Below are 21,822 nucleotides of genomic sequence, written 5' to 3'. Positions count from 1 at the left end.
TGCTAAGATGGGCTCATTTATTTTAAAAAGATTAGTTAACCTCATCCCGACACTGCTAGTAGTAGGAATTATCGTCTTTATTATTACGCGAATGATTCCTGGTGACCCGGCTTCAGTCATGCTTGGACCACAAGCGAGTGTAGAAGATGTAGAGAATTTAAGAGAAGAGCTAGGATTAAATAAATCCATGCCTTCGCAATTTATTTCATATGTAGGAGATCTAGCACAGTTAAATTTAGGATATTCCTATTCTTATAGTGAATCTGTCATCGGACTTATTCTCGAAAGGTTCCCTAATACAGTGATATTGGCATTGGCAGCGCTGTTAATAGCAGTCGTGATTGGCATCCCAGCAGGAATATTTGCAGCGAGAAAGCAAAATACCATCATTGATTATGTTGTTATGCTTGTGTCATTAGTTGGTGTATCCATGCCAATTTTCTGGTTGGGCATCATGCTTGTTTTATTCTTTAGTGTTAACCTTGGTTGGTTCCCAGCGACTGGGATGGGGAATATTAGCGATGGCCTATGGACCTATTTGAAGCATTTAATTTTGCCAGCATTTGCTTTAGCAACGATTCCAATGGCGACATTTGCACGGATTACCCGTTCAAGTATGTTAGAGGTTATTTCGCAAGATTATATTAAAACAGCTCGTTCTAAAGGTATTAAAGAATATTTAGTAATTGGTAAACATGCATTTAAGAATGCACTAACACCGATTTTAACCGTGTTAGGAATGCAAATTTCTAATTTACTGGGCGGAGCGGTTTTAACAGAAACAATTTTTAGTTGGCCGGGGATGGGTCGATTAATTGTAGATGCCATTGATAAACGTGACTTTGTAGTCGTCCAAGGTACTGTTATTTTCATTGCGTTTATCTTTGTGCTTGTTAACTTAGTAGTCGATGTACTTTATAAAGTGGTCAATCCTAAGGTCAATTTAGAATCGGATGGGGGGAAAAAATAACAATGACTCAAGCAATAGTCCAAGAAACGAAAAAAAGAAATACGTTATTGCGTAAGTTGCTAAAAAATAAATTAGCGACAATTGGGTTAATCATTGTCACTTTAATGGGTATTGTTGCTATTTTTGCCCCATTGATTGCTACCCATCCACCAAATGAAATGATTGTCGGTAAATCGTTTTTACCGATGAATACAGAAGGACATTTATTAGGAACAGATAACTATGGTCGTGATCTGTTTAGTCGCTTAGTTTACGGTACACGAATCTCAATGATTGTTGGGATTGCGGCGGTGCTATTTGGTGCTGTGTTTGGCACACTGCTAGGCTTAGTGGCAGGATATTTTGGTGGACGTATTGACTCCATTATCATGCGCACAATGGATGGTCTTTTCGCATTCCCGTTTATATTACTAGCTATTACATTAATGACGGTATTAGGGCAAGGACTTGTCAATGTTATTGTTGCGATTGGTATTGCTAATATTCCAGGTTTCGCACGACTTGTTCGAGGACAGGTGTTAAGTGTAAAAGAGGAGGAATTCGTTGAAGTAACGCATTCTTTAGGTGCTACACATACGAGGATCATTTTTAGCCATATATTACCGAACTGTTTAGCACCTTTAATTGTCTATGGAACGATGAGTACAGCTGGCGCTATTATTTCAGAAGCTGCCCTTAGCTTTTTAGGATTAGGCGTTCAACCACCGACAGCTTCATGGGGCAGTATTTTAAAAGATGGCAAAGACTTTTTAGTATTAAATCCCCAAATGGCGACATTTTCAGGCATTTGTATTTTATTAACAGTTCTTGGGATTAACCTATTAGGGGACGGATTGCGCGATGCATTAGATCCGAAAATGAAAGTTTAATAGAAGGGGGTGGAGTCATGACTGAACGTTTACTAGATGTAGAAAACTTAACAGTAGAATTTAAAAGTGGCGGCTCTACAATGAAAGCTGTTAATGGAGTAAATTTACAATTAAATAAGAAGGAAACACTAGGTATTGTGGGAGAGTCAGGATCAGGAAAAAGTGTTACAGCCACTGCTCTCATGCGTTTAATTCCATCTCCGCCAGGAAAAATAACGAATGGAAAAATTCTATTTAATGGCCGCGATTTAATCGGAATTTCTGAAAGGGAAATGCGCAATGTGCGAGGCAATGACATCTCAATGATTTTCCAAGATCCTATTACAAGTTTGAATCCTGTATTAACAGTGGGCAATCAAATTATTGAAGTGATACAAGCACATGAGACAATATCGAAGAAAGATGCTGCTATCAAAGCCGTTGATATGTTAAAAATGGTTGGGATTCCTGAGCCAGAGAAACGATTAAAAATGTATCCTCACGAATTTTCAGGTGGAATGCGTCAGCGTGTCATGATTGCTATTGCCCTGGCTTGTAACCCGAAACTACTCATTGCTGATGAGCCTACAACTGCACTAGATGTAACTGTACAAGCTCAAATTCTTGATTTAATGAAAAAATTACAACAAGAACACGATACAGCCATTATTATGATTACGCACGATTTAGGTGTGGTTTGGGAGCTATGTGACAAAGTAAATGTTATGTATGCAGGTCGTACAGTAGAGTCTACTACAACAAGACAGCTATATGAAAAACCTTTACATCCCTATACGTGGGGATTATTAGAGTCTCAAATTACAATGGGGACACAAGAGCAACAAAGGCTGCCAGCTATTCCAGGTAGTCCGCCAGATTTAACAATGCCACATAGTGGCTGTCACTTCTCAGCACGATGTCCTTTAGCAACAGATATTTGTCGTAGTACGGTGCCTGACTTAGTGGAAGTACAGGACAACCATTTTGTAGCCTGCCATTTACAAGCAAAAGATCAAATTGTCCCAAGGAAGGAGGGAATTTTTAATGCAACAGTACAATGAACTTGTCTTAAAGGTCAGTAATTTAAAAAAGCATTTTCCCATTAAAAGTTCAATTCCTTTTAAAAAACCAACACAATTTGTGAAGGCGGTAGATGGTGTAAGTTTTGAGTTATATAAAGGTGAGACACTGGGGATTGTGGGAGAGTCGGGGTGTGGTAAATCGACAGTCGCCCGTTTAATCAACCAGCTAATTTCACCAACAGAGGGAATAGTTGAATTTAAGGGAACGGATTTAGCAAGCTTAAATTCAAAAGATATCCGCTCTGCTCGAAAATCCATCCAAATGGTTTTCCAAAATCCTTATGCATCACTCGATCCTCGTAAAACGATTGAATATCTTATTGCTGAGCCATTAGTGATTCATGGGATTGGTGATGAGGCATCTCGTAAAAAGCGAGTAGTTGAATTACTGGAAACGGTCGGATTAAGTGCCTACCATGCAAAGCGTCATCCACATGAATTTTCTGGTGGACAGAGACAACGCATTAATATTGCTCGGGCTCTTGCACTGAATCCAGATATTGTGGTGTGTGATGAACCAGTTTCCGCATTAGATGTCTCTGTACAGGCTCAGGTTATCAATCTATTAAAAGATTTACAGAAAGAATTCGGTTTAACCTATATTTTTATTTCACATGATTTGAATGTGGTGAACTACATGTGTGATCGTATTGCTGTCATGTATTTAGGAAAAATAGTGGAAATTGGCTCATACAAGGAAATTTATGAGAAACCTCAGCATCCTTACACACAAGCCTTGTTATCGGCCATACCTAAGGAAAATCCTTTTGATAAAAAGGACCGTATTATTTTATCTGGCGATGTTCCAAGCCCGGTTAATCCTCCGAGTGGCTGTGCATTCCATAAGCGTTGTCGTTTCGCTACAGAAAAATGTGCAGAGATCCAACCGACACTTGATACAGTATCAGCTACACATCAAGTATCGTGTCATTTATTTAAGTCGATACAGCAAGAAGTATCATCCATTTAACGAAAGATAAAATTTATTGAAGCAGAAAAAGGAGCGGACTGATTATGTCATTGAAGCATGTTATTGAATTATACGAGGTAATGGATAGTATTTATGTAAACGGAGACACGATTAAAGAGTATTTACACAATATTGATTCCACAGCAGATGTCAAGGTAAAAACTATTCAAGGCGAAAGCGGCTCAACTGATTTTGTTCGCGTCCTCGTGAAAGGAAAGAACGGCAAATCCTCTGGCGGGAATGCACCTACATTAGGAATTATAGGACGATTAGGTGGTATTGGAGCACGCCCTGAAATGACAGGCTTTGTATCAGATGGAGACGGCGCACTGGCATGTCTGGCAGGAGCAGCAAAAGCTATTGATATGGCCTTAAAGGGTGATCAATTAGAGGGTGACGTTATTTTCTCCACACATATTTGTCCAACAGCTCCAACCTTACCACATGAGCCAGTGCCATTTATGAACTCGCCAGTGGATATTAGTGTCATGAACGAAAATGAAGTAGAAGATACAATGGATGCTATTCTATCCATTGATACAACAAAAGGCAATCAAGTATGTAACCATAAAGGATTTGCGATAACGCCAACTGTCAAAGAAGGTTACATATTAAAAATTAGTGATGATTTATTGCACGTATATACACAATCTGCTGGCATTTCTCCAGTTGTCCTGCCAATCACGATGCAAGACATTACACCGTATGGTAATGGTTTATTCCATATCAATAGTATTTTACAACCAGCAGTTGCAACATCTAGCCCTGTTGTAGGTGTAGCGATTACAACTGAATCTGTTGTGGCAGGCTGTGCAACGGGTGCAACCCATGTCACAGATGTAGAAAATGTTGTGCGATTTGTGTTAGAGGTAGCAAAAACTTATGGTGCTAATAAATGCTCTTTCTTTGATGAAACACAATTTACACATATGAAAGGCTTATATGGTAGCATGAGTCATCTACAAACGAAAGGAAACGAGGTACACACACATGAATGATTTACAAGCACTTAAAGCTCAATTAGTAGAGGCAGTTGAAAATCATCAAGATGAATTGATAGCGTTTTGTTCAAAGCTCATTCAAATTCCAAGTGTCAATCCTCCAGGGGATACGACTGAAATAACAGCTTTTATCGAAAACTATTTAAATGATGTAGGCATTACTTATCAAAAATATGAAGCTGCTGATAAAATGTTTAATTTAGTAGCTTCTATTGGAAATGGGGAAGGAAAAGAACTCGTTTATTGTGGCCATACCGATGTTGTTCCTGTCGGTGATCTATCAAAATGGGATTTTGATCCGTTTTCAGGAGAAGTGAAGGATGGCTGGATGCTTGGACGTGGGGCGAGTGATATGAAAGCCGGTTTAGCAGGTATTATTTTTGCAACAAAGCTTTTAAAGAAACTGAACATTGAACTACCAGGGAAATTAACTTTGGCGATCGTACCAGATGAAGAAACTGGCGGTGAATTCGGTGTTCCTTGGCTGTTAGAGCGAGGCTATGTGCAGGGAGATGGTTGTTTAATCGCTGAGCCCTCTTCACCTTTAAACCCAACCATTGGACAAAAGGGCTCTTACTGGTTTGAATTAGAGGTGCGTGGGGAACCTGGTCATGGAAGTCTATCACCATTGGCTGGACGAAATGCCATTGTCGATGCAATTCGAGCTATAGAAGAGATTCGTACACTATGGGATGTAGAAATCACAATTCCTGAAGAGGTACAGCCACTTATTAAGGTATCAAAAAAATACATGCGTGAAGTGGAGAAAGATCGCTTGAAATATCAAGAAGTTTTAGAGAAAATTACTGTAAATATTGGTACAATTGAGGGAGGTACGAAGTCAAACGTAATCCCAGATTACTGTAAGGTCCAGGTCGATTGTCGTTTACCATTTGGTATTACACAAGAAGAGGTAACTGAAATCTTGACAACTAAACTAGATGGCTTGGCTATCGATTATTCAATCCAACGTTTTGGCTTCAAAAGCGTCGCCAATTATACGCCTGCTGAAAATCCTGTATGCCAATCGATAGTGGAAAATATATCGTATGTGACAGGGCAAGAGGCATATGGTGTCATGCAATGGGCAAGCAGTGACGCTCGTCATTTCAGACAATATGATATTCCTGTATTGCAATACGGCCCAGCTTATTTACCAAGTATTCATGGTTATAATGAAAAAGTGCGTGTTGAGGATATCGTACGCTGTGCAAAAGTTTATATAACTGCTGCTGTTGATTTCCTATATCAAAAGTAAGAGATTAGCTACTCTCTTACTTTTGATAAAGTGATATCAGGTGCTGACGGCTGCTAAATCTGTCGATTATTTCCCCCTTAAGAGAGAGATTTGCAGCCGTTTGTACAGATAAATAGTTCAGAGGGATGAGAGATATGCTAAAGACATTAAATTTATCAATTGCGGTTTTAAAAATGTTTACAAAGGAAAAGCCCACATGGGGTGGTCGAGAGTTAGCACTGGCGATGAACATGAATCATACAAATTTATATCGCATTCTTGAAACCTTCGAAAATAATGGGTTTATAACAAAAGATCCTATAACAAAAAAATATTCTCTTGGTATTGCATTATGGGAAATAGGTATGAATATGTATGATTCATTAAACATAGATCAGCTATGTATGCCAGTTCTTGAGAAATTAAAGGATGTCACTGGTGAAACAGCTATTTTTACCGTACTGAATGGACTGGAAGCGTTAACATTACTAAAAGCAGAGCCTGTAAATAAGGTGAAGTTTACAGTTTCAAGAGGAAGTAGATCGCCACTGTATGTAGGAGCATCTTATCGTTCGATGCTTGCTTTTTTAAATGAAGAGCAAATTGCAAAGGTCATAGATGAACCATTAACAGCTTATACAAATAATACGATGACAGATGCCACAGAAATAAGGGCAGAGCTAGAAAAAATTAGAACATGTGGCTATGCACTTAGTAACAGTGAGTATTCGGTCGATGTATTGGCGCTAGCTATGCCTATATTTAATAGTGAGGAACAGGTCGTAGCGTCTATTACCGTTTCTGGACCAATTTATCGTTTTACAGAGCAACGTGTTCCTGATTTTTTGGGACCTTTAACGGAAGCTAGAAATGAAATAGAAGGAATTATTCGTAGATATCATTTGAATTTTAATTAAGGAGCCCTATTATGCATCATTTACATGATATTGCACTAAATGTTTTAAAAGGCCATTTAAATGTTCAATCTTCTGAGTCACTATTAATTTTGACAGATAGCCACAAACAAGACATCGCGAAAATTTTTTATGAAGCTGGACTGTCAATTACTGCAAATACAATGTTCATGGTGATGCCCCTGTTAGAGAAATCTGGGCAGGAACCAATCCATGCAGTTTCTGAGCTTATGGCAAATACCGATGTTACACTGTGTATTACCTCCCACTCCCTAACACATACACTAGCTCGTAAACATGCCTGTGAAAAGGGTGGACGTGTAGCAACAATGCCAGGGGTAACATTGGAGATGCTGGAGCAAGGTGCCCTTCATGCAGATGCACAGGAGATCGAAGCTACGGTAGAAAAATATGTCCTTTTACTTAATACGACAAAAGATATTCGTATTGTCAAGGATGGTCATGAGCTGACGTTTAGTGTAGAAGGTCGTTTTGGCATTCGTTCCACAGGGGTTATTCGTCAACCTGGTGAGTATGGGAATATTCCTTCAGGAGAATCCTATATTGCACCAATAGAAACATCTGCGAATGGAGAGATTTTAGTAGATGGCTCTATTGCTAATATTGGTGTCTTAAAAGAGCCATTATTATTAAAAATAAAGAATGGTCGCTTAGAAGAAGCAATCGGTCCTGATGGTCCACGACTACTGGCATTACTTGGTGAAGGCAATGGTAGAGTTATTGCTGAGTTTGGCATCGGAGCCAATAAAAGTGCTATCCTATGTGGCAATGTATTAGAGGATGAGAAGGTGTATGGGACCATCCATATCGCTTTTGGTAGTAATGCGCCATTTGGTGGAGCCAATGCGTCAGATGTTCATATTGATTGTGTTGTGAAAAGTCCTATCGTCTATTTTGACGGTCAGCAAGTAATTTAAAGAAAAGCGTGTCTTCCTATGAAGCACGCTTTTTTCATGCTTTATAAGACTGTAGCTTAGGGTTGCTTGTCATTGTAGGTTTACAATATAGTTAATATAGATAGGAATAGGAATGATGATTAAATTCTGTCCATAAAATAGAAGTAATGATGAAGAAAGTTACTTTTGTTTTGCAACAAGAAAGAACGTGAGGGTGAAGAGATGTTAACATTTACAGATTTACATGGCCTACAAGTAGATTTGAGTTTTACAAGAGGCGAATTTAAAGTAGAACCTAAACACGTCCTTGTCCTTTTAAAGTATGAAAATAAATGGTTATGTACTGTCCATAAACGACGTGGTGTAGAAGTGCCAGGGGGGAAATTAGAAGAAGGCGAAACATTAGAGGAGGCGGCGATTCGAGAAGTTTTTGAAGAGACGGGTGTTCATGTGAAAAATCTTCAATGGTTTGCAGAGTATGCAGTGTATGATGAAATCGTTTTTTGTAAAACCGTTTTCACTGCACAATTTTTAGCGCAAGAGGATATAGAATTTGATTTAGAAACGTCAGGCATGCTTTGGTTAACCGATGAAGAATTTGTTCAGCATCCTAACTTGAGTTTTCACATGAAGGATGAGGGGATGAAGAAAATGCTGGAGGAGCTGAAACATCGTGACACACAATGGTGATATTATCGAAAAACGCCCCTATCCTTCACCAAATCCAGCTATAAGTTTAACGGAAATAACCTATCTTTCACAGGGCTTACGTATAAAAGGACTATTAGCAGAGCCAAAGACAGAGGGTACATATGATGGCTTTTTATATTTAAGAGGCGGCATGCAAAGCATTGGGATGGTAAGACCCTCTCGTATTGCACAATTTGCGGCGCAGGGCTTTATCGTATTTGCCCCATATTATCGTGGGAATCGTGGGGGAGAGGGTCGTGACGAGTTTGCAGGGGCAGACCGTTACGATGCGGTCTATGCCGTAGATGTACTCAAACAATTCTGCAATGACAATATCCATGTTTTTGGTTTTTCACGAGGTGGTATTATGGCTCTGTGGACAGCCATTTTAAGAAGGGATATTACTTCTGTTGTAACATGGGCAGGTGTTTCTGATGCAACGGCCACCTATTGGGAACGTACAGATATGCGAAGGATGATGAAGCGCGTTATTGGAGGAACACCTAATCGTGTACCAGAAGCATATGATGCAAGAACACCTCTTTTTGAGATAGAGCGAATAACAGCTCCCGTTCTTATCATTCATGGCTATCGTGATGAAAATGTGGATATTGAACATGCCAGACAATTGGCATTTTTTTTAGAGGAAGCAAATAAATCATTCGAAACTTGGTATGATCTTCACTATGCACATCAATATCCACCAGCAAAAAATCGTGAAACTGTCCGTGCTCTTTGCAAGTGGATGAAACAACAATAAAGCGTAGAGAAAACAAAAAGACAAAGGGAACGAATAATTTGTTCCCTTTGTCTTTTATATAGACGTTACTTTAATGGGCCACCAAGTGTAGTGATGGCTTCAGAAACGTTTGAGAATTTCTTGAAGTTTTCGTTGAATAAGCCTGCAAGCTCAGCAGCTTTTGCATCGTATGCAGCTTTATCTGCCCAAGCTTCACGAGGATTTAACACTTCTGAAGGTACTCCTTCAACTGCTGTTGGAATGTGTAAACCAAACACAGCATCTTGTGTTGTTTCAACATCTGCTAATTTACCATCGATTGCTGCACGGACCATTGTACGTGTGTAAGAAAGTTTCATACGGCTACCTGTGCCATATTCGCCACCAGTCCAACCAGTGTTTACTAAGTATACCTGTGCACCGTGCTCGTCAATTTTTTGACCTAACATTTCTGCGTATACTGTTGCAGGAAGCGGAAGGAATGGAGAACCGAAGCAAGTAGAGAATACTGGTTCTGGCTCAGTCACACCACGTTCAGTTCCAGCAAGTTTAGAAGTGAACCCACTTAGGAAGTGATACATTGCTTGTTCTTTTGTTAATTTACTGATTGGAGGTAACACGCCAAATGCATCAGCTGTTAGGAAGATGATTGTTTTTGGATGACCTGCAACAGAAGGATCAACGATATTTTCGATGTATTGGATTGGATAAGCTACACGTGTATTTTCTGTTAGTGAACCATCGTCATAGTCACAAATACGAGTTTCTGGATCAACAGCTACGTTTTCTAATACAGAGCCGAAGCGGATTGCATTGTAGATTTCTGGTTCTTTTTCAGCAGAAAGGTTGATTGTTTTTGCATAGCAACCACCCTCAATGTTGAACACACCATTATCAGACCAACCGTGTTCATCGTCACCGATTAGCTTACGATCAGGATCAGCTGATAACGTCGTTTTACCAGTACCAGATAGACCGAAGAATAACGCCACATCGCCAGCTTCACCAACGTTTGCTGAGCAGTGCATTGAAAGAATACCTTGTTGTGGTAATAAGTAGTTCATGATACCAAAGATAGATTTTTTCATTTCACCAGCATATTCTGTACCACCAATTAAAATAATTTTCTTTTCAAGTGATACGATGATGAATGTTTCAGAAGCAGTGCCATCAACCGCAGGATCTGCTTTAAAGTTAGGAGCTGAGATGACAGTGAAGTCAGCAACATGAGAAGCTAATTCATCTGCTGTTGGACGGATAAATAATTGATGAGCAAAAAGATTGTGCCATGCGTATTCATTAATAACTTGAATGCTTAATTGTGAATCTTTGTCAGCACCTGCAAAGCCTTTGAATACAAATAACTCGTCACGTTCTTTTAAATATTTTATTACTTTTACATATAGGTTATCGAACACTTCAGAAGAAATTGGTTGGTTTACTTTACCCCAGTCAATTTGATCTTTTGTGCTTTCTTCTTCTACCGTATATTTATCTTTAGGTGAACGACCAGTGTATTTGCCAGTTTCTGCACGAACTGCGCCATCTACTGTTAACATTGCTTCACCACGAGATGTAGCTTTTTCTGCTAATTGTGGTACTGAAAGTTGAACATTAATGTTACCGCCGTTTAATAATTCCTTCAGTTCGTTTGCAATTTCTACTGAATTCATCGATTAAATACCATCCTTTTTTATAGTATTCCCTTGATTTAGAGGGATTTTTTCTTAATTTCAAAAATAGTATAACACAATTGCTTAAATAATCTATACTAATTAAGAAATTATTTTAGAGTTTTTACCACTTTTCAATAAACTGACAAAAAATAATGTTTTTCGAGGAGAATACCATCAATCCTACTGTAATTAGGCATGAAAATTGAGCCACACATATGTTACCACAAGTAGCTAGGTATGTTGTAGGGATTAATTTGCTTCTATTTACATCATCATCCAAGTATGAAAAGTTTTTGTGTAATAAGTTCTTTCCTTTCTATACAGTAATACATAAGAAAATATTTGACAACGTTCGACCTTTTCAGTAACATGAGATTGAACGGATACTCTTATCCCGAGCTGGTGGAGGGTCAGGCCCTGTGAAACCCGGCAACCTGCATGAACTATTTCACGACATGCGTTGGTGCCAACCTGATGCAAGGGAACATCCCTTGAACGATAAGAGTGAAAGGTTACGCAGTCATTATTCCTTTCCTCATGTAAAGTAACGTGAGAAAAGGATTTTTTTATTGTTAAAAATTAATGTAAAGGTAAGTATATGTAGTTCTTTCCTTATTATAATGACGGATCTTTCGAAATCCTCGTGTTAAAAGCAGCAGTAACGGCTTGAGAGTTCAATCCTTAGGAGCGGACTTGACATGGGTAATGAGTACCGTATTCATACACAACTACTTATTGTAAGAGTATTTAGGAGGAAAACCAAATGACAAACCGTCGACTGTTTACATCAGAGAGTGTAACAGAAGGACATCCAGATAAGATTTGTGACCAAATCTCGGATGCCATTTTAGATGCTATTTTAGCAGAAGATCCAAATGCACGTGTAGCGTGTGAAACAACTGTAACAACAGGATTAGTATTAGTAGCAGGAGAAATTACAACTTCTACTTATGTAGATATTAAAGGTATTGTTCGTGACACTGTAGCTGAAATTGGTTATACACGAGGTAAATATGGCTTTGATGCTGAGAACTTAGCGGTGCTTGTGGCTATTGGTGAACAATCACCTGATATTGCTCAAGGTGTTGATCAGGCATTAGAGGCACGTGAAGGCTCTATGACAGATGCAGATATTGAAGCAATTGGTGCTGGTGACCAAGGCTTAATGTTTGGCTATGCATGTAATGAAACACCAGAGCTAATGCCATTACCAATTAGCTTGGCACACAAATTAGCACGCCGTTTAACAGAAGTACGTAAATCCGGTGAACTTGCCTATTTACGTCCTGATGGTAAAACGCAAGTAACGATAGAATATGATGACAATAATGTACCGGTTCGCGTGGATACAATTGTTATTTCAACACAGCATGATGAAGAAGCAACACTTGAACAAATTCAAGCAGATTTAAAAGAATTTGTTATTGCACCAGTTGTACCAAGTGAATTATTAGATGCTAATACGAAATACTTTATCAATCCAACTGGCCGTTTTGTAATTGGTGGACCAAAAGGTGATGCTGGATTAACAGGACGTAAAATCATTGTTGATACATACGGTGGTTATGCACGTCACGGTGGTGGTGCCTTCTCAGGTAAGGATGCAACCAAGGTAGACCGTTCAGCGGCATATGCAGCACGTTATGTAGCGAAAAACATCGTAGCAGCTGGCTTAGCAGAGCGTGCTGAAGTGCAACTTGCCTATGCGATTGGCGTTGCGCAGCCTGTTTCGATTGCTGTCGATACATTTGGAACAGGTAGAGTGAAAGAAAGCGAGATCGTTGAATGGGTACGCGAGCTATTCGATTTACGCCCAGCGGGTATCATTAAAATGCTTGATCTTCGTCGTCCAATTTATAAACAAACTGCTGCGTATGGACATTTTGGTCGTACAGATTTAAATGTACCATGGGAGCAAATTGATAAAGCAGACGCGTTACGAGAAAAAGCACGTTTATAAACTATTGAACTAAAGTAATGAAGTCATTAAAAAATTATTCTAATGTATTAATAAACAAAGGAGCAATATTGCTCCTTTTGTTTTTTTATAAAAAATACCTCGCTAGGATTCGTGAACGTATTCGGTACACGAAAACGCGAGGGATTTTTTCGTTGGTATTAATTTTTTTGTGTAGATTATTTATTTCTGAATTGATTTATAATATTGACCTTTTTCTGCGTATTCTCGTACGATGCGTTCCATATCCTCTTTATCCTCAGCATTTAATTCTCGGACAACTTTTGCTGGACGACCTAATGCTAGACTATTTGGAGGAATGACTTTACCAGGAGGTACTAGGCTTCCTGCCCCAATAAATGCACCTTCTCCAATCTCAGCTCCGTCTAAAATAATGGATCCCATACCAATTAAGGCATTTTTGCGAATTGTACAACTATGTAAAGTGACTTGGTGTCCAACTGTTACCTCATCTTCAATAATGAGCGGATATTTTGGGCTTTGGTGTAAACAGCAAAGATCTTGAATACTGACACGTTTACCGATAATCGTTGGGGAAACATCACCACGAATAACCGTATTAAACCAAATGGTTGTTTCGGCGCCAATTGTTACGTCGCCCGTAACAGTTGCGTAATCAGCAATGAAAACAGACGGATCGATCTTTGGCGTTTTATCTTTAAATGGATAAATCATGAAAATCGCCTCTTTTCTTTCTATAATGTAGTATTATCGTATCAAATACGCAACTTTATGGAAATATAAAATTAAAATATGCTATTTATTTCGATATAATCAAAGTGTAATTATTTTTTAGGAGGACTATGTAAATGTGGAAATGGGAAGCTGATGGACAAGCAAAAGCTGTGATTGCTATTCTTCATGGTGCTTATGAAAATCACCGTTGGTATGCATGGCTGATAGAAAAATTAAGATTAGAAGGCTTCCACATAGTCATGGGGGATTTACCGAATCATGGGGGTAATGCAAGGTTTGCTCGAGTCCATGATGAAGACTTCAAATTGTACAATAAGTATACAAGAAACCTGATTGAGAATGCTTTTTCATATAATTTACCAACCTTTGTAATAGGTCATGGACTAGGTGCAACATTAATCCTCCATACACTGCAAAAGAGACAATATGAATGTGCAGGCATTATTTTAACATCACCTTGGTTGCAACTAAAGCTATTACCAGGTAAATTAACAAATGCTTTAACAAGTCTAAGTGCGTTAACAGCCAATGTGAAATTAACACATGATATTACATTAGAGAAATTAACGCGTAGTGTTGAAGGCAGAGAAGAAATGAAAGATGAGGTACCGCTCATGTCGGTTGTTTCTGTGAAATGGTACCGAGAGCTTCAGCAGATGATGAAAAATTTAGTGATGCTGCCTAAAGGTGAAATGCCAAATATGCCTATGCTCATTATGACAGCTGAGAAGGATAAAATTACGGACACTCGCCACACCCGAAATTGGCTTCATCAACAGGAATTCACAGAATTTCAGTTTAAAGAATGGGCAAATTGTTATCATAATTTATTTCATGAGGGAGAGCGCGAAGAGATTTTTATGTATACACGAGACTTTATTAATAATGCTCTTCGAAGAATTGGTTATATAATTAAATAGGTTTATACCCTTCCATTTACTAGGTTACTTACTTAAATATTGTTACTCAAAAATAATATTGTAATTTTCTGAAAAGTGTAATACTATAATGAACTAAAGTAAGGTATTTTAAATTGGAGGGGTAAAATGGATGTAATTGTGGAGAAGTTGAATGGTATTTTATGGGGACCATGGTTTATTTATGGTATCTTATTGATTGGGTTATTTTTCTCAATTATCACAAGGTTCCTACAGGTAAGGCACATTAAAGATATGTTTGTTTTAATGTTTAAAGGGGAGAAATCGGAAAAGGGAATATCCTCTTTCCAAGCAATGTCTATCGCATTATCAGGACGTGTAGGTACAGGTAATATTGCTGGTACTGCGACAGCAATTGGAATGGGAGGACCTGGTGCTGTCTTTTGGATGTGGGCAATCGCTTTCATTGGTGCGGCTACCGCGTATGTAGAGTCAACATTAGCTCAAATCTATAAAGAAGAGAAAGATACAGAATATCGTGGTGGACCGGCCTTTTACATAGAAAAAGGAATGGGTCAGAAATGGTTTGCAGTTATTTTTGCTGTAGCTGCTTTAATTGCAATGTTAATTTTGATGCCTGGTGTGCAGTCAAATGCCATCGCAGGTGCTGTTGAAAACGCTTTCGGTTTGGATACATGGATCACAGGACTTATAATTGTTGTGTTACTAGGTGCTATTATCATTGGTGGTATTAAATCAATTGCAAACGCTGCTCAAATTATTGTACCATTTATGGCATTAGCTTATATCATTATGGCAATAGTCATTATTTTTATGAATATTTCACAAGTACCAACAGTTATCGGATTAATTTTTTCTAGTGCATTTGGTGCTCAAGAAATTTTTGGCGGGGTTATTGGTTCAGCGATTGCTTGGGGTGTTAAACGTGGAATTTACTCCAATGAAGCTGGTCAAGGAACTGGGGCCCACCCTGCGGCAGCTGCGGAAGTATCGCATCCTGCTAAGCAAGGAATTGTTCAAGCAGCATCTGTGTATATTGATACATTATTAATTTGTTCTGCTACCGCATTTATGATTTTATTTACGGGTATGTACAATGTACAAGATGAAAAGGCAGCTGAAGGCGCAGATCCATTTATTCATGTTGGAGAATTCAATAGTGGTGGGTTAGCTGGTGATGAGCAAATGACTTTTGCAAAAAGTATTGAAGCAGGAGCTGCGTATACACAATATGCAGTTGACTCATCATTACCTGGCTTTGGAGCTCCGTTTGTAGCCATAGCGTTATTCTTCTTTGCCTTTACAACAATTATGGCTTACTACTATATTGCAGAAACAAATGTTGCTTACTTATTTAGAGGTAGCACAGAAAAGGTATTCATCTGGATTGCCAAAATTGCCATTTTAGTTGCGGCCTTCTATGGTACAATCCGTACGTCTGGTCTAGCATGGGCAATGGGTGATGTGGGCCTTGGTCTGATGGTTTGGATTAACGTTATAGCTATTTTAATTATTATGAAACCAGCTATTGTTGCATTAAAAGATTACGAGAAACAGAAAAAAGAAGGAAAAGATCCAGTATTTGATCCTCGTAAATTAGGAATTAAAGGTGCAGATTTCTGGGTTGACTATAATGAAAAACGAAATAACAAGTAGATAAAGAGCAAGGCGATCAGCTAGTTTTATAGCAACTAGCTGATCGCCTTTTAGTATGTTCTCCACATTACTATTAAATAGGGTATTCTTTCATTTTCTCTAATGCAATGACAAATGGTGGATCATTTTGTTGATTAAGAAATGCGTATTTTAAGACATGGACATATTTTTGTGGAAGTTGACTTACATAATCAATGATCTTATCACGTTCTTCTTTTCCACCTGGATGTCCATGATAAATAACAAGAACAATCAAACCGCCCACTTTTAAGAGCTTTAATATATTTTCAATAGCTTGGATTGTTGTATTAGGTCTTGTAATAATATCATGGTTGCTACCAGGTAAATAGCCGAGATTAAAGATTGCCGCAGTTACTGGCTTGTGTACAAACTGTGTGACTTCTTCATGTCCTTTATTTAAAACGAGCGCTCGATGTTCTAAACCATGATCTAAAAGTCGGAGGAGTGTCGCGTCAACCGCCTCTTTTTGGACATCAAAGGCATAAACTTGCCCTTCATCCCCAACAAGCTGTGCCAGAAACAATGTGTCATGACCGTTTCCAGCAGTTGCATCAACAACTGTATCTCCCTCTTCTATATTATCTTTTAATAACTGCTGGGCATATTGTAAAACGCGTTGTAGTTTCATTTCGTAACCTCTGTCTTATACAACTTCCCTTGCCAACTACCACGACGTTCAAGCTCAGCGTCAATGCCATTCAGTACTTCCCATTTATTGACACTCCACATTGGTCCAATCATTAAATCAATCGGTCCATCACCTGTAATACGATGAATCACCATCTCTGGTGGTAAAATTTCCAATTGGTCTGCTACTAGTTTTGTATAGACATCTTGATCTAAAAATTCTAGCATACCTTTTTCATATTGCTTCACCATAGGCGTTCCTTTTAATAGATGAAGTAAGTGGATTTTAATGCCTTGGACATCTAATTGAGCAACTGCTCGTGCCGTTTCCATCATCATGTCATAGTCTTCGAGAGGCAACCCATTAATGATGTGTGAGCAAACACGAATGCCATGCTTACGCAATTTTTCAACGCCTTCCACATACGTTGCATAATCATGGGCGCGATTAATAAGATTAGCCGTTTTCTCATGTACCGTTTGTAGACCGAGCTCAATCCATAAATACGTCCGCTCATTTAACTCTGCTAAATATTCGACAACATCATCAGGTAAACAATCAGGGCGAGTAGCAATAGAAAGACCTACTACACCTTCTTGCGCTAAAGCTGCTTCAAATTTTTCTTTTAAAACTGGCAAAGGGGCATGTGTATTTGTGTAGGCTTGGAAATAAGCCATGTATTTGCCATCCTTCCATTTCTGATGCATTTTGTCTCGGATTTCAGCAAATTGAACATCAATTGGATCTACCTTATTGCCAGCAAAGTCACCAGAACCAGCAGCACTGCAAAATGTACAGCCACCGAAAGCGACTGTGCCGTCGCGGTTAGGGCAATCAAAGCCTGCATCTAAGGCCACTTTAAATACTTTATGACCAAATTGGTCACGTAAATAGCGATTCCATGTATAGTATCTTTTCCCCTCTGAAGGAAAAGGAAAATTCGTCTCTGTCATTTATTTCACTCCTCTAACGCTCTATTCTATCATGTGCATTTCGTTCCGTCATGGGGTAAGGGTATTATCAAGATTTGGATAAAGAAAAATGGAAAAGAACAAAACTAAATATGATGGAAAATAGGATAGAAGTCTTGTAAAAAAGGTAAATTTATTTTCCTTGTACTTTTAAGTATTTCAGCATACACTAGCTATTTAGAGAAGCGAAATAATGGAGGTCATTCTATGCCAAAACGTGTTTGGTTTTTAATTATCGGAATGCTTGTGAACACAACAGGCAACTCTTTTTTATGGCCTTTGAATGCCATTTATATGCATGATTATTTAGGTAAATCTTTAGCTATGGCTGGTTTTGTCTTAATGCTGAATTCTGCTGCTGGAGTAATAGGCAATCTATTAGGCGGTTACTTATTTGATAGAATTGGTGGCTATAAAGCTATTATGCTTGGTATTCTGTTAACGATTGCTTCATTAATTGGCTTAACAATTTGGCATGGTTGGCCACATTATGTGTGGTTTTTAACGATACTAGGCTTTAGTGGGGGCATTGTTTTTCCGGGTATGTTTGCCTTAGCTGGAGCTGCCTGGCCCGAAGGTGGACGTAAGGCTTTTAATACGATCTATTTAGCACAAAATGTCGGTGTTGCCGTAGGTCCTGCCCTTGCAGGTATAGTGGCAGATTATCAATTTGACTATGTGTTTAAAGTAAATTTAGGTATGTATATTTTATTCTTTTTCATTGCCTTATTTACATTTAAGCGTTTGGAGGCGGGCAGTATTGCACCTAAAAATGTCTTGAGTGAAAGTAAACGAATCGTAAACAAGGCACCTTTCTATGCTTTGTTAATAATTAGTGCATCCTCTGTTTTATGCTGGCTAGCATATTCTCAATGGAGTGCAACCATTTCATCTTATACACAAGATTTAGGATTGGGATTAAAGCAATACAGCCTACTTTGGACAATCAACGGTCTTCTAATTGTCATTGGGCAACCGCTCATTGCACCGCTCGTAAAGCGTTGGGAAAACAATTTAAAGCGTCAGTTAGTATTTGGTGTAACGCTGATCGCACTTTCCTTTGGTATTATTGCCTTTGCAAACGATTTTAAAATGTTTGGAGCAGCGATGCTTGTCTTAACATTTGGGGAAATGTTTTATACGCCAGCATTACCAACGATTGCTAATCAACTGGCACCAAAAGGTCGTCAAGGATTCTATCAAGGGATTATCAATAGTGCTGCTACTGGAGGACGGATGATTGGTCCACTATTTGGTGGTATTATGGTAGATCAATTTGGCATGATTCCTCTCGTTTTAACATTGGTGGTGATCGTACTATTGGCGATTATTCCATGTTTAACATACGATTATCCTTTAAAAAAGAACAAAATAGTAGCAGATTAATAATATCGCACTTAAAAAGAGCAAAAACGAGTGTTAAGCACTTGTTTTTGTTCTTTTTTTATAGTAGATATTGAAAAAATGTTATGACAGGATTACAATCATACATATTCAAATATTTGAATATGTAGTTATATGGAGGGGTTTTTATGGAAGAGGGCTTACAACAGTTTAAAGCGGATTTTTTTAAAGCATTAGCACATCCGTTACGCATTAGAATACTTGAACTCCTTGTAGATGGACAGAAAAGTGTCAATGAGATTCAAGATTGCTTAGAGAAAGAGGGTTCTGCTGTTTCTCAGCAATTAAGTGTATTGCGTGCTAAAAACATCGTTTATGGCGTCAAGGAAGGAAAAAAAGTTTATTATTCTTTAAGTGACCCAATGATTGGTGCATTACTTGGGGTGGCAAAGGATATTTTTAATAACCATTTGGTTCATACCATTTCGAGATTAGAGGAAATGACAAGTAATGAAGGTGACAAAGAGAATAAGTAAATCAATGATGATGACAAATTGGGCTTTGCTTATTATTTCGAAGGGAAGATTTATCTATGAAGTCACTGTTTACAGGACGCTTTGAAGGATATTCAGTTCAACATGTAAAGAAGGATTTATTGTCAGGGATTATTGTGGGAATTGTTGCTATTCCGCTTGCCATGTCCTTTGCCATAGCATCGGGTGTGAAACCAGAATATGGGATTTATACGGCTTGCATTGCAGGTATTCTTATTTCTCTCTTTGGCGGTTCTAAATATCAAATAGGTGGGCCTACGGGGGCATTTGTGCCAATTCTATTGGGGATTGTACTTACCTATGGCTATGAAGATTTATTACTTGCCGGTTTAATGGCAGGGGTATTGCTTTGTGTCATGGGTTTTTTTAAGTTAGGGACTTTAATTAAGTTTATTCCACGTCCTGTAACAGTTGGTTTTACAGCAGGGATAGCTGTGATTATTTTTACAGGTCAAATCGCTAACTTTCTAGGACTAATAAATGTTAAAAGACATGAATATTTTATCGCCAACATACAGGAAATCATTAAGCAGCTTGGTACGACAAATACGTATAGTATTCTTACTGCCGTCGTATGCTTGGCGACAATAATGATAACACCAAAGTTTTTTCCAAAGGTTCCTGGAGCATTAGCTGGTATCGTTGTCTCTACATTGATGGCAACTTTCTTCTTTTCAGGACAAGTTGCTACTATTGCAACCGCTTATGGTCAAATTCCTAATACATTACCTCATTTCGCCTTACCGAACATCACGCTCGAACGATTACAACAACTTATTGGTCCCGCGTTTGTCATTGCAATGCTAGGTGGTATTGAGTCTCTATTATCGGCAGTTGTGGCGGATGGAATGACAAATAGTAAGCATAACAGTAATCGTGAGTTAATTGGTCAGGGGATTGCTAATATTGTGACGCCTTTATTCGGTGGTATTCCAGCAACAGGCGCCATTGCACGCACAGCGACCAATATCAAAACAGGCGCAGTATCCCCCATGTCGGGTATCATTCATGGTGTGTTTGTTTTAATCACATTATTGTTATTAGCTCCATATGCATCTCATATTCCGTTAGCAAGCATGGCTCCGGTACTGATGGTCGTAGCCTGGAATATGAGTGAACGACATCATTTTTCACATATCGCAAAATTAAAATCAGGCGACACACTAGTATTATTGATTACCTTTTTATTAACGGTATTCACTAGTCTTACATTAGCAGTTGAGGTAGGGCTTGTGCTGGCTGTGCTATTATTTGCGAAACGCATGAGTGAAAAGCTTGTTGTTACAAAAGTACTTCCAGATCATTCAAATAAAAGTGAAAAGGTACAGCCACATGTAGTGCATCAGCAGCATGATTGCCCGCAAATTAGTATGTATACAATTGAAGGGCCGTTGTTTTTTGGTGCTGCACAAATGTTTGAACAAACGATTGAAAGTACTTTGCATCAGCAGCCAAGAGTTTTGATATTACGGATGGGGAAAGTGCCCTTTATGGATTCTACTGGAGAAGCATATTTTAGCAATATCATTGAAAATTATACAGCACAGGGCGGTACTATTTTGGTGACGGGTGTGCAAGGAGATTTAAAGGGTGCTCTTCAGCACAATGGTCTTTACGATAAAATAGGCGCGCAACATTTTTTTCAGCATACAGGAGAAGCGATTACAAAAGCTTTCCATTATTTGAACGCCAATCAATGCATTGGTTGTCAGCATTTTGCTTTTCATGAATGTAAGGATTTATCAAAGTCTAATAAAGAAAAGGATTTAATTGTTCAGTAATGGGTAAGCTGTAAACAAAGGCTTGTGCTTTTCAATACTTTCCATTAGAATAAATGCAATATCATGTAAAGACTGTGATGAGGAATAGTAGATTTGTGGTTCTTTTTAGAGAGCTAGCGGTTGGTGGGAGCTAGTAAGAATGCAAGTTGAACTCGCCTTCTGAGTCTGCCCGCGTGAAACAGCGTGTGTCGTTTCTTCCGCGTTAAGGAAGCTTGAGCCGAGTGTAATCACTAATTTGGGTGGTACCGCG

At 38.6% G+C, this 21,822-nt stretch carries 20 protein-coding genes, 1 riboswitch and 1 other annotated feature (1 of these 22 running past the window's edge); of the genes, 16 read left to right on the top strand and 4 right to left on the bottom strand.

Annotated elements, in window-relative coordinates:
• Positions 1-7: 7 nt before the first annotated feature.
• The 10 genes from JIN86_RS05315 to JIN86_RS05270 all read left to right on the top strand — a co-directional run bounded on the left by JIN86_RS05315 (position 8) and on the right by JIN86_RS05270 (position 9,389).
• A complete protein-coding gene (locus tag JIN86_RS05315; RefSeq protein WP_004225947.1) occupies positions 8-970 on the top strand; it encodes an ABC transporter permease in 963 nt (320 codons plus the stop codon).
• A 2-nt stretch (positions 971-972) separates the two neighbouring features.
• Positions 973-1,839 (top strand): ABC transporter permease, encoded by an 867-nt coding sequence (locus tag JIN86_RS05310; RefSeq protein ID WP_004225950.1) that lies wholly within the window; start codon positions 973-975, stop codon positions 1,837-1,839.
• Positions 1,840-1,856: 17 nt separating this feature from the next.
• Entirely contained in the window at positions 1,857-2,879 is a 1,023-nt protein-coding gene (locus tag JIN86_RS05305; protein ID WP_004225953.1) for an ABC transporter ATP-binding protein, read from the top strand.
• The gene (locus tag JIN86_RS05300; protein WP_202341387.1) at positions 2,863-3,870 is read left to right on the top strand and encodes an ABC transporter ATP-binding protein; all 1,008 of its coding nucleotides are present in this window, start codon (positions 2,863-2,865) and stop codon (positions 3,868-3,870) included. Before JIN86_RS05305 ends, JIN86_RS05300 begins: the two co-directional genes overlap by 17 nt.
• 44 nt (positions 3,871-3,914) lie before the next feature.
• On the top strand, positions 3,915-4,868 hold the full coding sequence (locus JIN86_RS05295) for a DUF1177 domain-containing protein (RefSeq protein ID WP_004225958.1): 954 nt from the start codon (positions 3,915-3,917) through the stop codon (positions 4,866-4,868).
• Positions 4,861-6,129: a M20 family metallopeptidase gene (locus JIN86_RS05290; RefSeq protein ID WP_202341386.1), complete on the top strand. Its 1,269-nt coding sequence runs from the start codon at positions 4,861-4,863 to the stop codon at positions 6,127-6,129. Before JIN86_RS05295 ends, JIN86_RS05290 begins: the two co-directional genes overlap by 8 nt.
• A gap of 134 nt (positions 6,130-6,263) precedes the next feature.
• Entirely contained in the window at positions 6,264-7,025 is a 762-nt protein-coding gene (locus JIN86_RS05285; protein WP_004225962.1) for an IclR family transcriptional regulator, read from the top strand.
• Between the two features lie 11 nt (positions 7,026-7,036).
• Positions 7,037-7,960: an aminopeptidase gene (locus tag JIN86_RS05280; RefSeq protein WP_202341385.1), complete on the top strand. Its 924-nt coding sequence runs from the start codon at positions 7,037-7,039 to the stop codon at positions 7,958-7,960.
• Between the two features lie 201 nt (positions 7,961-8,161).
• On the top strand, positions 8,162-8,629 hold the full coding sequence (locus JIN86_RS05275; protein ID WP_202341384.1) for an NUDIX domain-containing protein: 468 nt from the start codon (positions 8,162-8,164) through the stop codon (positions 8,627-8,629).
• Positions 8,613-9,389 (top strand): alpha/beta hydrolase family protein, encoded by a 777-nt coding sequence (locus JIN86_RS05270; RefSeq protein WP_009371453.1) that lies wholly within the window; start codon positions 8,613-8,615, stop codon positions 9,387-9,389. Before JIN86_RS05275 ends, JIN86_RS05270 begins: the two co-directional genes overlap by 17 nt.
• A gap of 65 nt (positions 9,390-9,454) precedes the next feature.
• Here JIN86_RS05270 and pckA read toward each other — a convergent pair whose 3' ends face one another.
• Positions 9,455-11,041, bottom strand: a complete 1,587-nt coding sequence (gene pckA, locus JIN86_RS05265; RefSeq protein ID WP_066038097.1) for a phosphoenolpyruvate carboxykinase (ATP) — start codon at positions 11,039-11,041, stop codon at positions 9,455-9,457.
• Positions 11,042-11,430: 389 nt separating this feature from the next.
• A riboswitch (SAM riboswitch) is annotated at positions 11,431-11,549 on the top strand.
• Between the two features lie 258 nt (positions 11,550-11,807).
• Between pckA and metK the strand changes: the two genes are divergently transcribed.
• Positions 11,808-13,004 carry a methionine adenosyltransferase gene (gene metK / locus JIN86_RS05260; RefSeq protein WP_004225981.1) on the top strand — a complete coding sequence of 399 codons (1,197 nt, stop codon included), beginning with the start codon at positions 11,808-11,810 and terminating at the stop codon, positions 13,002-13,004.
• 180 nt (positions 13,005-13,184) lie between these two features.
• Here metK and JIN86_RS05255 read toward each other — a convergent pair whose 3' ends face one another.
• Positions 13,185-13,697 (bottom strand): gamma carbonic anhydrase, encoded by a 513-nt coding sequence (locus JIN86_RS05255; RefSeq protein ID WP_004225983.1) that lies wholly within the window; start codon positions 13,695-13,697, stop codon positions 13,185-13,187.
• 134 nt (positions 13,698-13,831) lie between these two features.
• Between JIN86_RS05255 and JIN86_RS05250 the strand changes: the two genes are divergently transcribed.
• Both JIN86_RS05250 and JIN86_RS05245 read left to right on the top strand, forming a co-directional pair.
• Positions 13,832-14,638 carry an alpha/beta hydrolase gene (locus tag JIN86_RS05250; RefSeq protein WP_004225984.1) on the top strand — a complete coding sequence of 269 codons (807 nt, stop codon included), beginning with the start codon at positions 13,832-13,834 and terminating at the stop codon, positions 14,636-14,638.
• 126 nt (positions 14,639-14,764) lie between these two features.
• Positions 14,765-16,273 (top strand): alanine/glycine:cation symporter family protein, encoded by a 1,509-nt coding sequence (locus JIN86_RS05245; RefSeq protein ID WP_004225986.1) that lies wholly within the window; start codon positions 14,765-14,767, stop codon positions 16,271-16,273.
• 73 nt (positions 16,274-16,346) lie between these two features.
• Here JIN86_RS05245 and mnmM read toward each other — a convergent pair whose 3' ends face one another.
• Both mnmM and mnmL read right to left on the bottom strand, forming a co-directional pair.
• The gene (gene mnmM, locus JIN86_RS05240) at positions 16,347-16,922 is read right to left on the bottom strand and encodes a tRNA 5-(aminomethyl)-2-thiouridylate-methyltransferase MnmM (protein ID WP_004225988.1); all 576 of its coding nucleotides are present in this window, start codon (positions 16,920-16,922) and stop codon (positions 16,347-16,349) included.
• Positions 16,919-17,875, bottom strand: a complete 957-nt coding sequence (mnmL, locus tag JIN86_RS05235) for a tRNA modification radical SAM protein MnmL/YtqA (protein WP_004225990.1) — start codon at positions 17,873-17,875, stop codon at positions 16,919-16,921. Before mnmL ends, mnmM begins: the two co-directional genes overlap by 4 nt.
• A gap of 225 nt (positions 17,876-18,100) precedes the next feature.
• Here mnmL and JIN86_RS05230 point away from each other — a divergent pair, with 225 nt between their 5' ends.
• The 3 genes from JIN86_RS05230 to JIN86_RS05220 all read left to right on the top strand — a co-directional run bounded on the left by JIN86_RS05230 (position 18,101) and on the right by JIN86_RS05220 (position 21,572).
• Positions 18,101-19,279 carry an MDR family MFS transporter gene (locus JIN86_RS05230; protein WP_009371448.1) on the top strand — a complete coding sequence of 393 codons (1,179 nt, stop codon included), beginning with the start codon at positions 18,101-18,103 and terminating at the stop codon, positions 19,277-19,279.
• A gap of 146 nt (positions 19,280-19,425) precedes the next feature.
• Complete coding sequence (locus tag JIN86_RS05225; RefSeq protein ID WP_009371446.1) at positions 19,426-19,773, top strand: ArsR/SmtB family transcription factor; 348 nt, start codon at positions 19,426-19,428, stop codon at positions 19,771-19,773.
• Between the two features lie 56 nt (positions 19,774-19,829).
• A complete protein-coding gene (locus JIN86_RS05220) occupies positions 19,830-21,572 on the top strand; it encodes a SulP family inorganic anion transporter (RefSeq protein ID WP_202341383.1) in 1,743 nt (580 codons plus the stop codon).
• Positions 21,573-21,637: 65 nt separating this feature from the next.
• Positions 21,638-21,822 (top strand) — a binding site (T-box leader) (it continues 26 nt past the right edge of the window).

This window comes from Lysinibacillus sp. HST-98 (genome assembly GCF_016757845.1).
GTDB lineage: Bacteria > Bacillota > Bacilli > Bacillales_A > Planococcaceae > Lysinibacillus > Lysinibacillus capsici.
The sequence above is the reverse complement of the archived record's forward strand: the minus strand, read 5'-3'. Positions and strand labels throughout refer to the sequence as shown.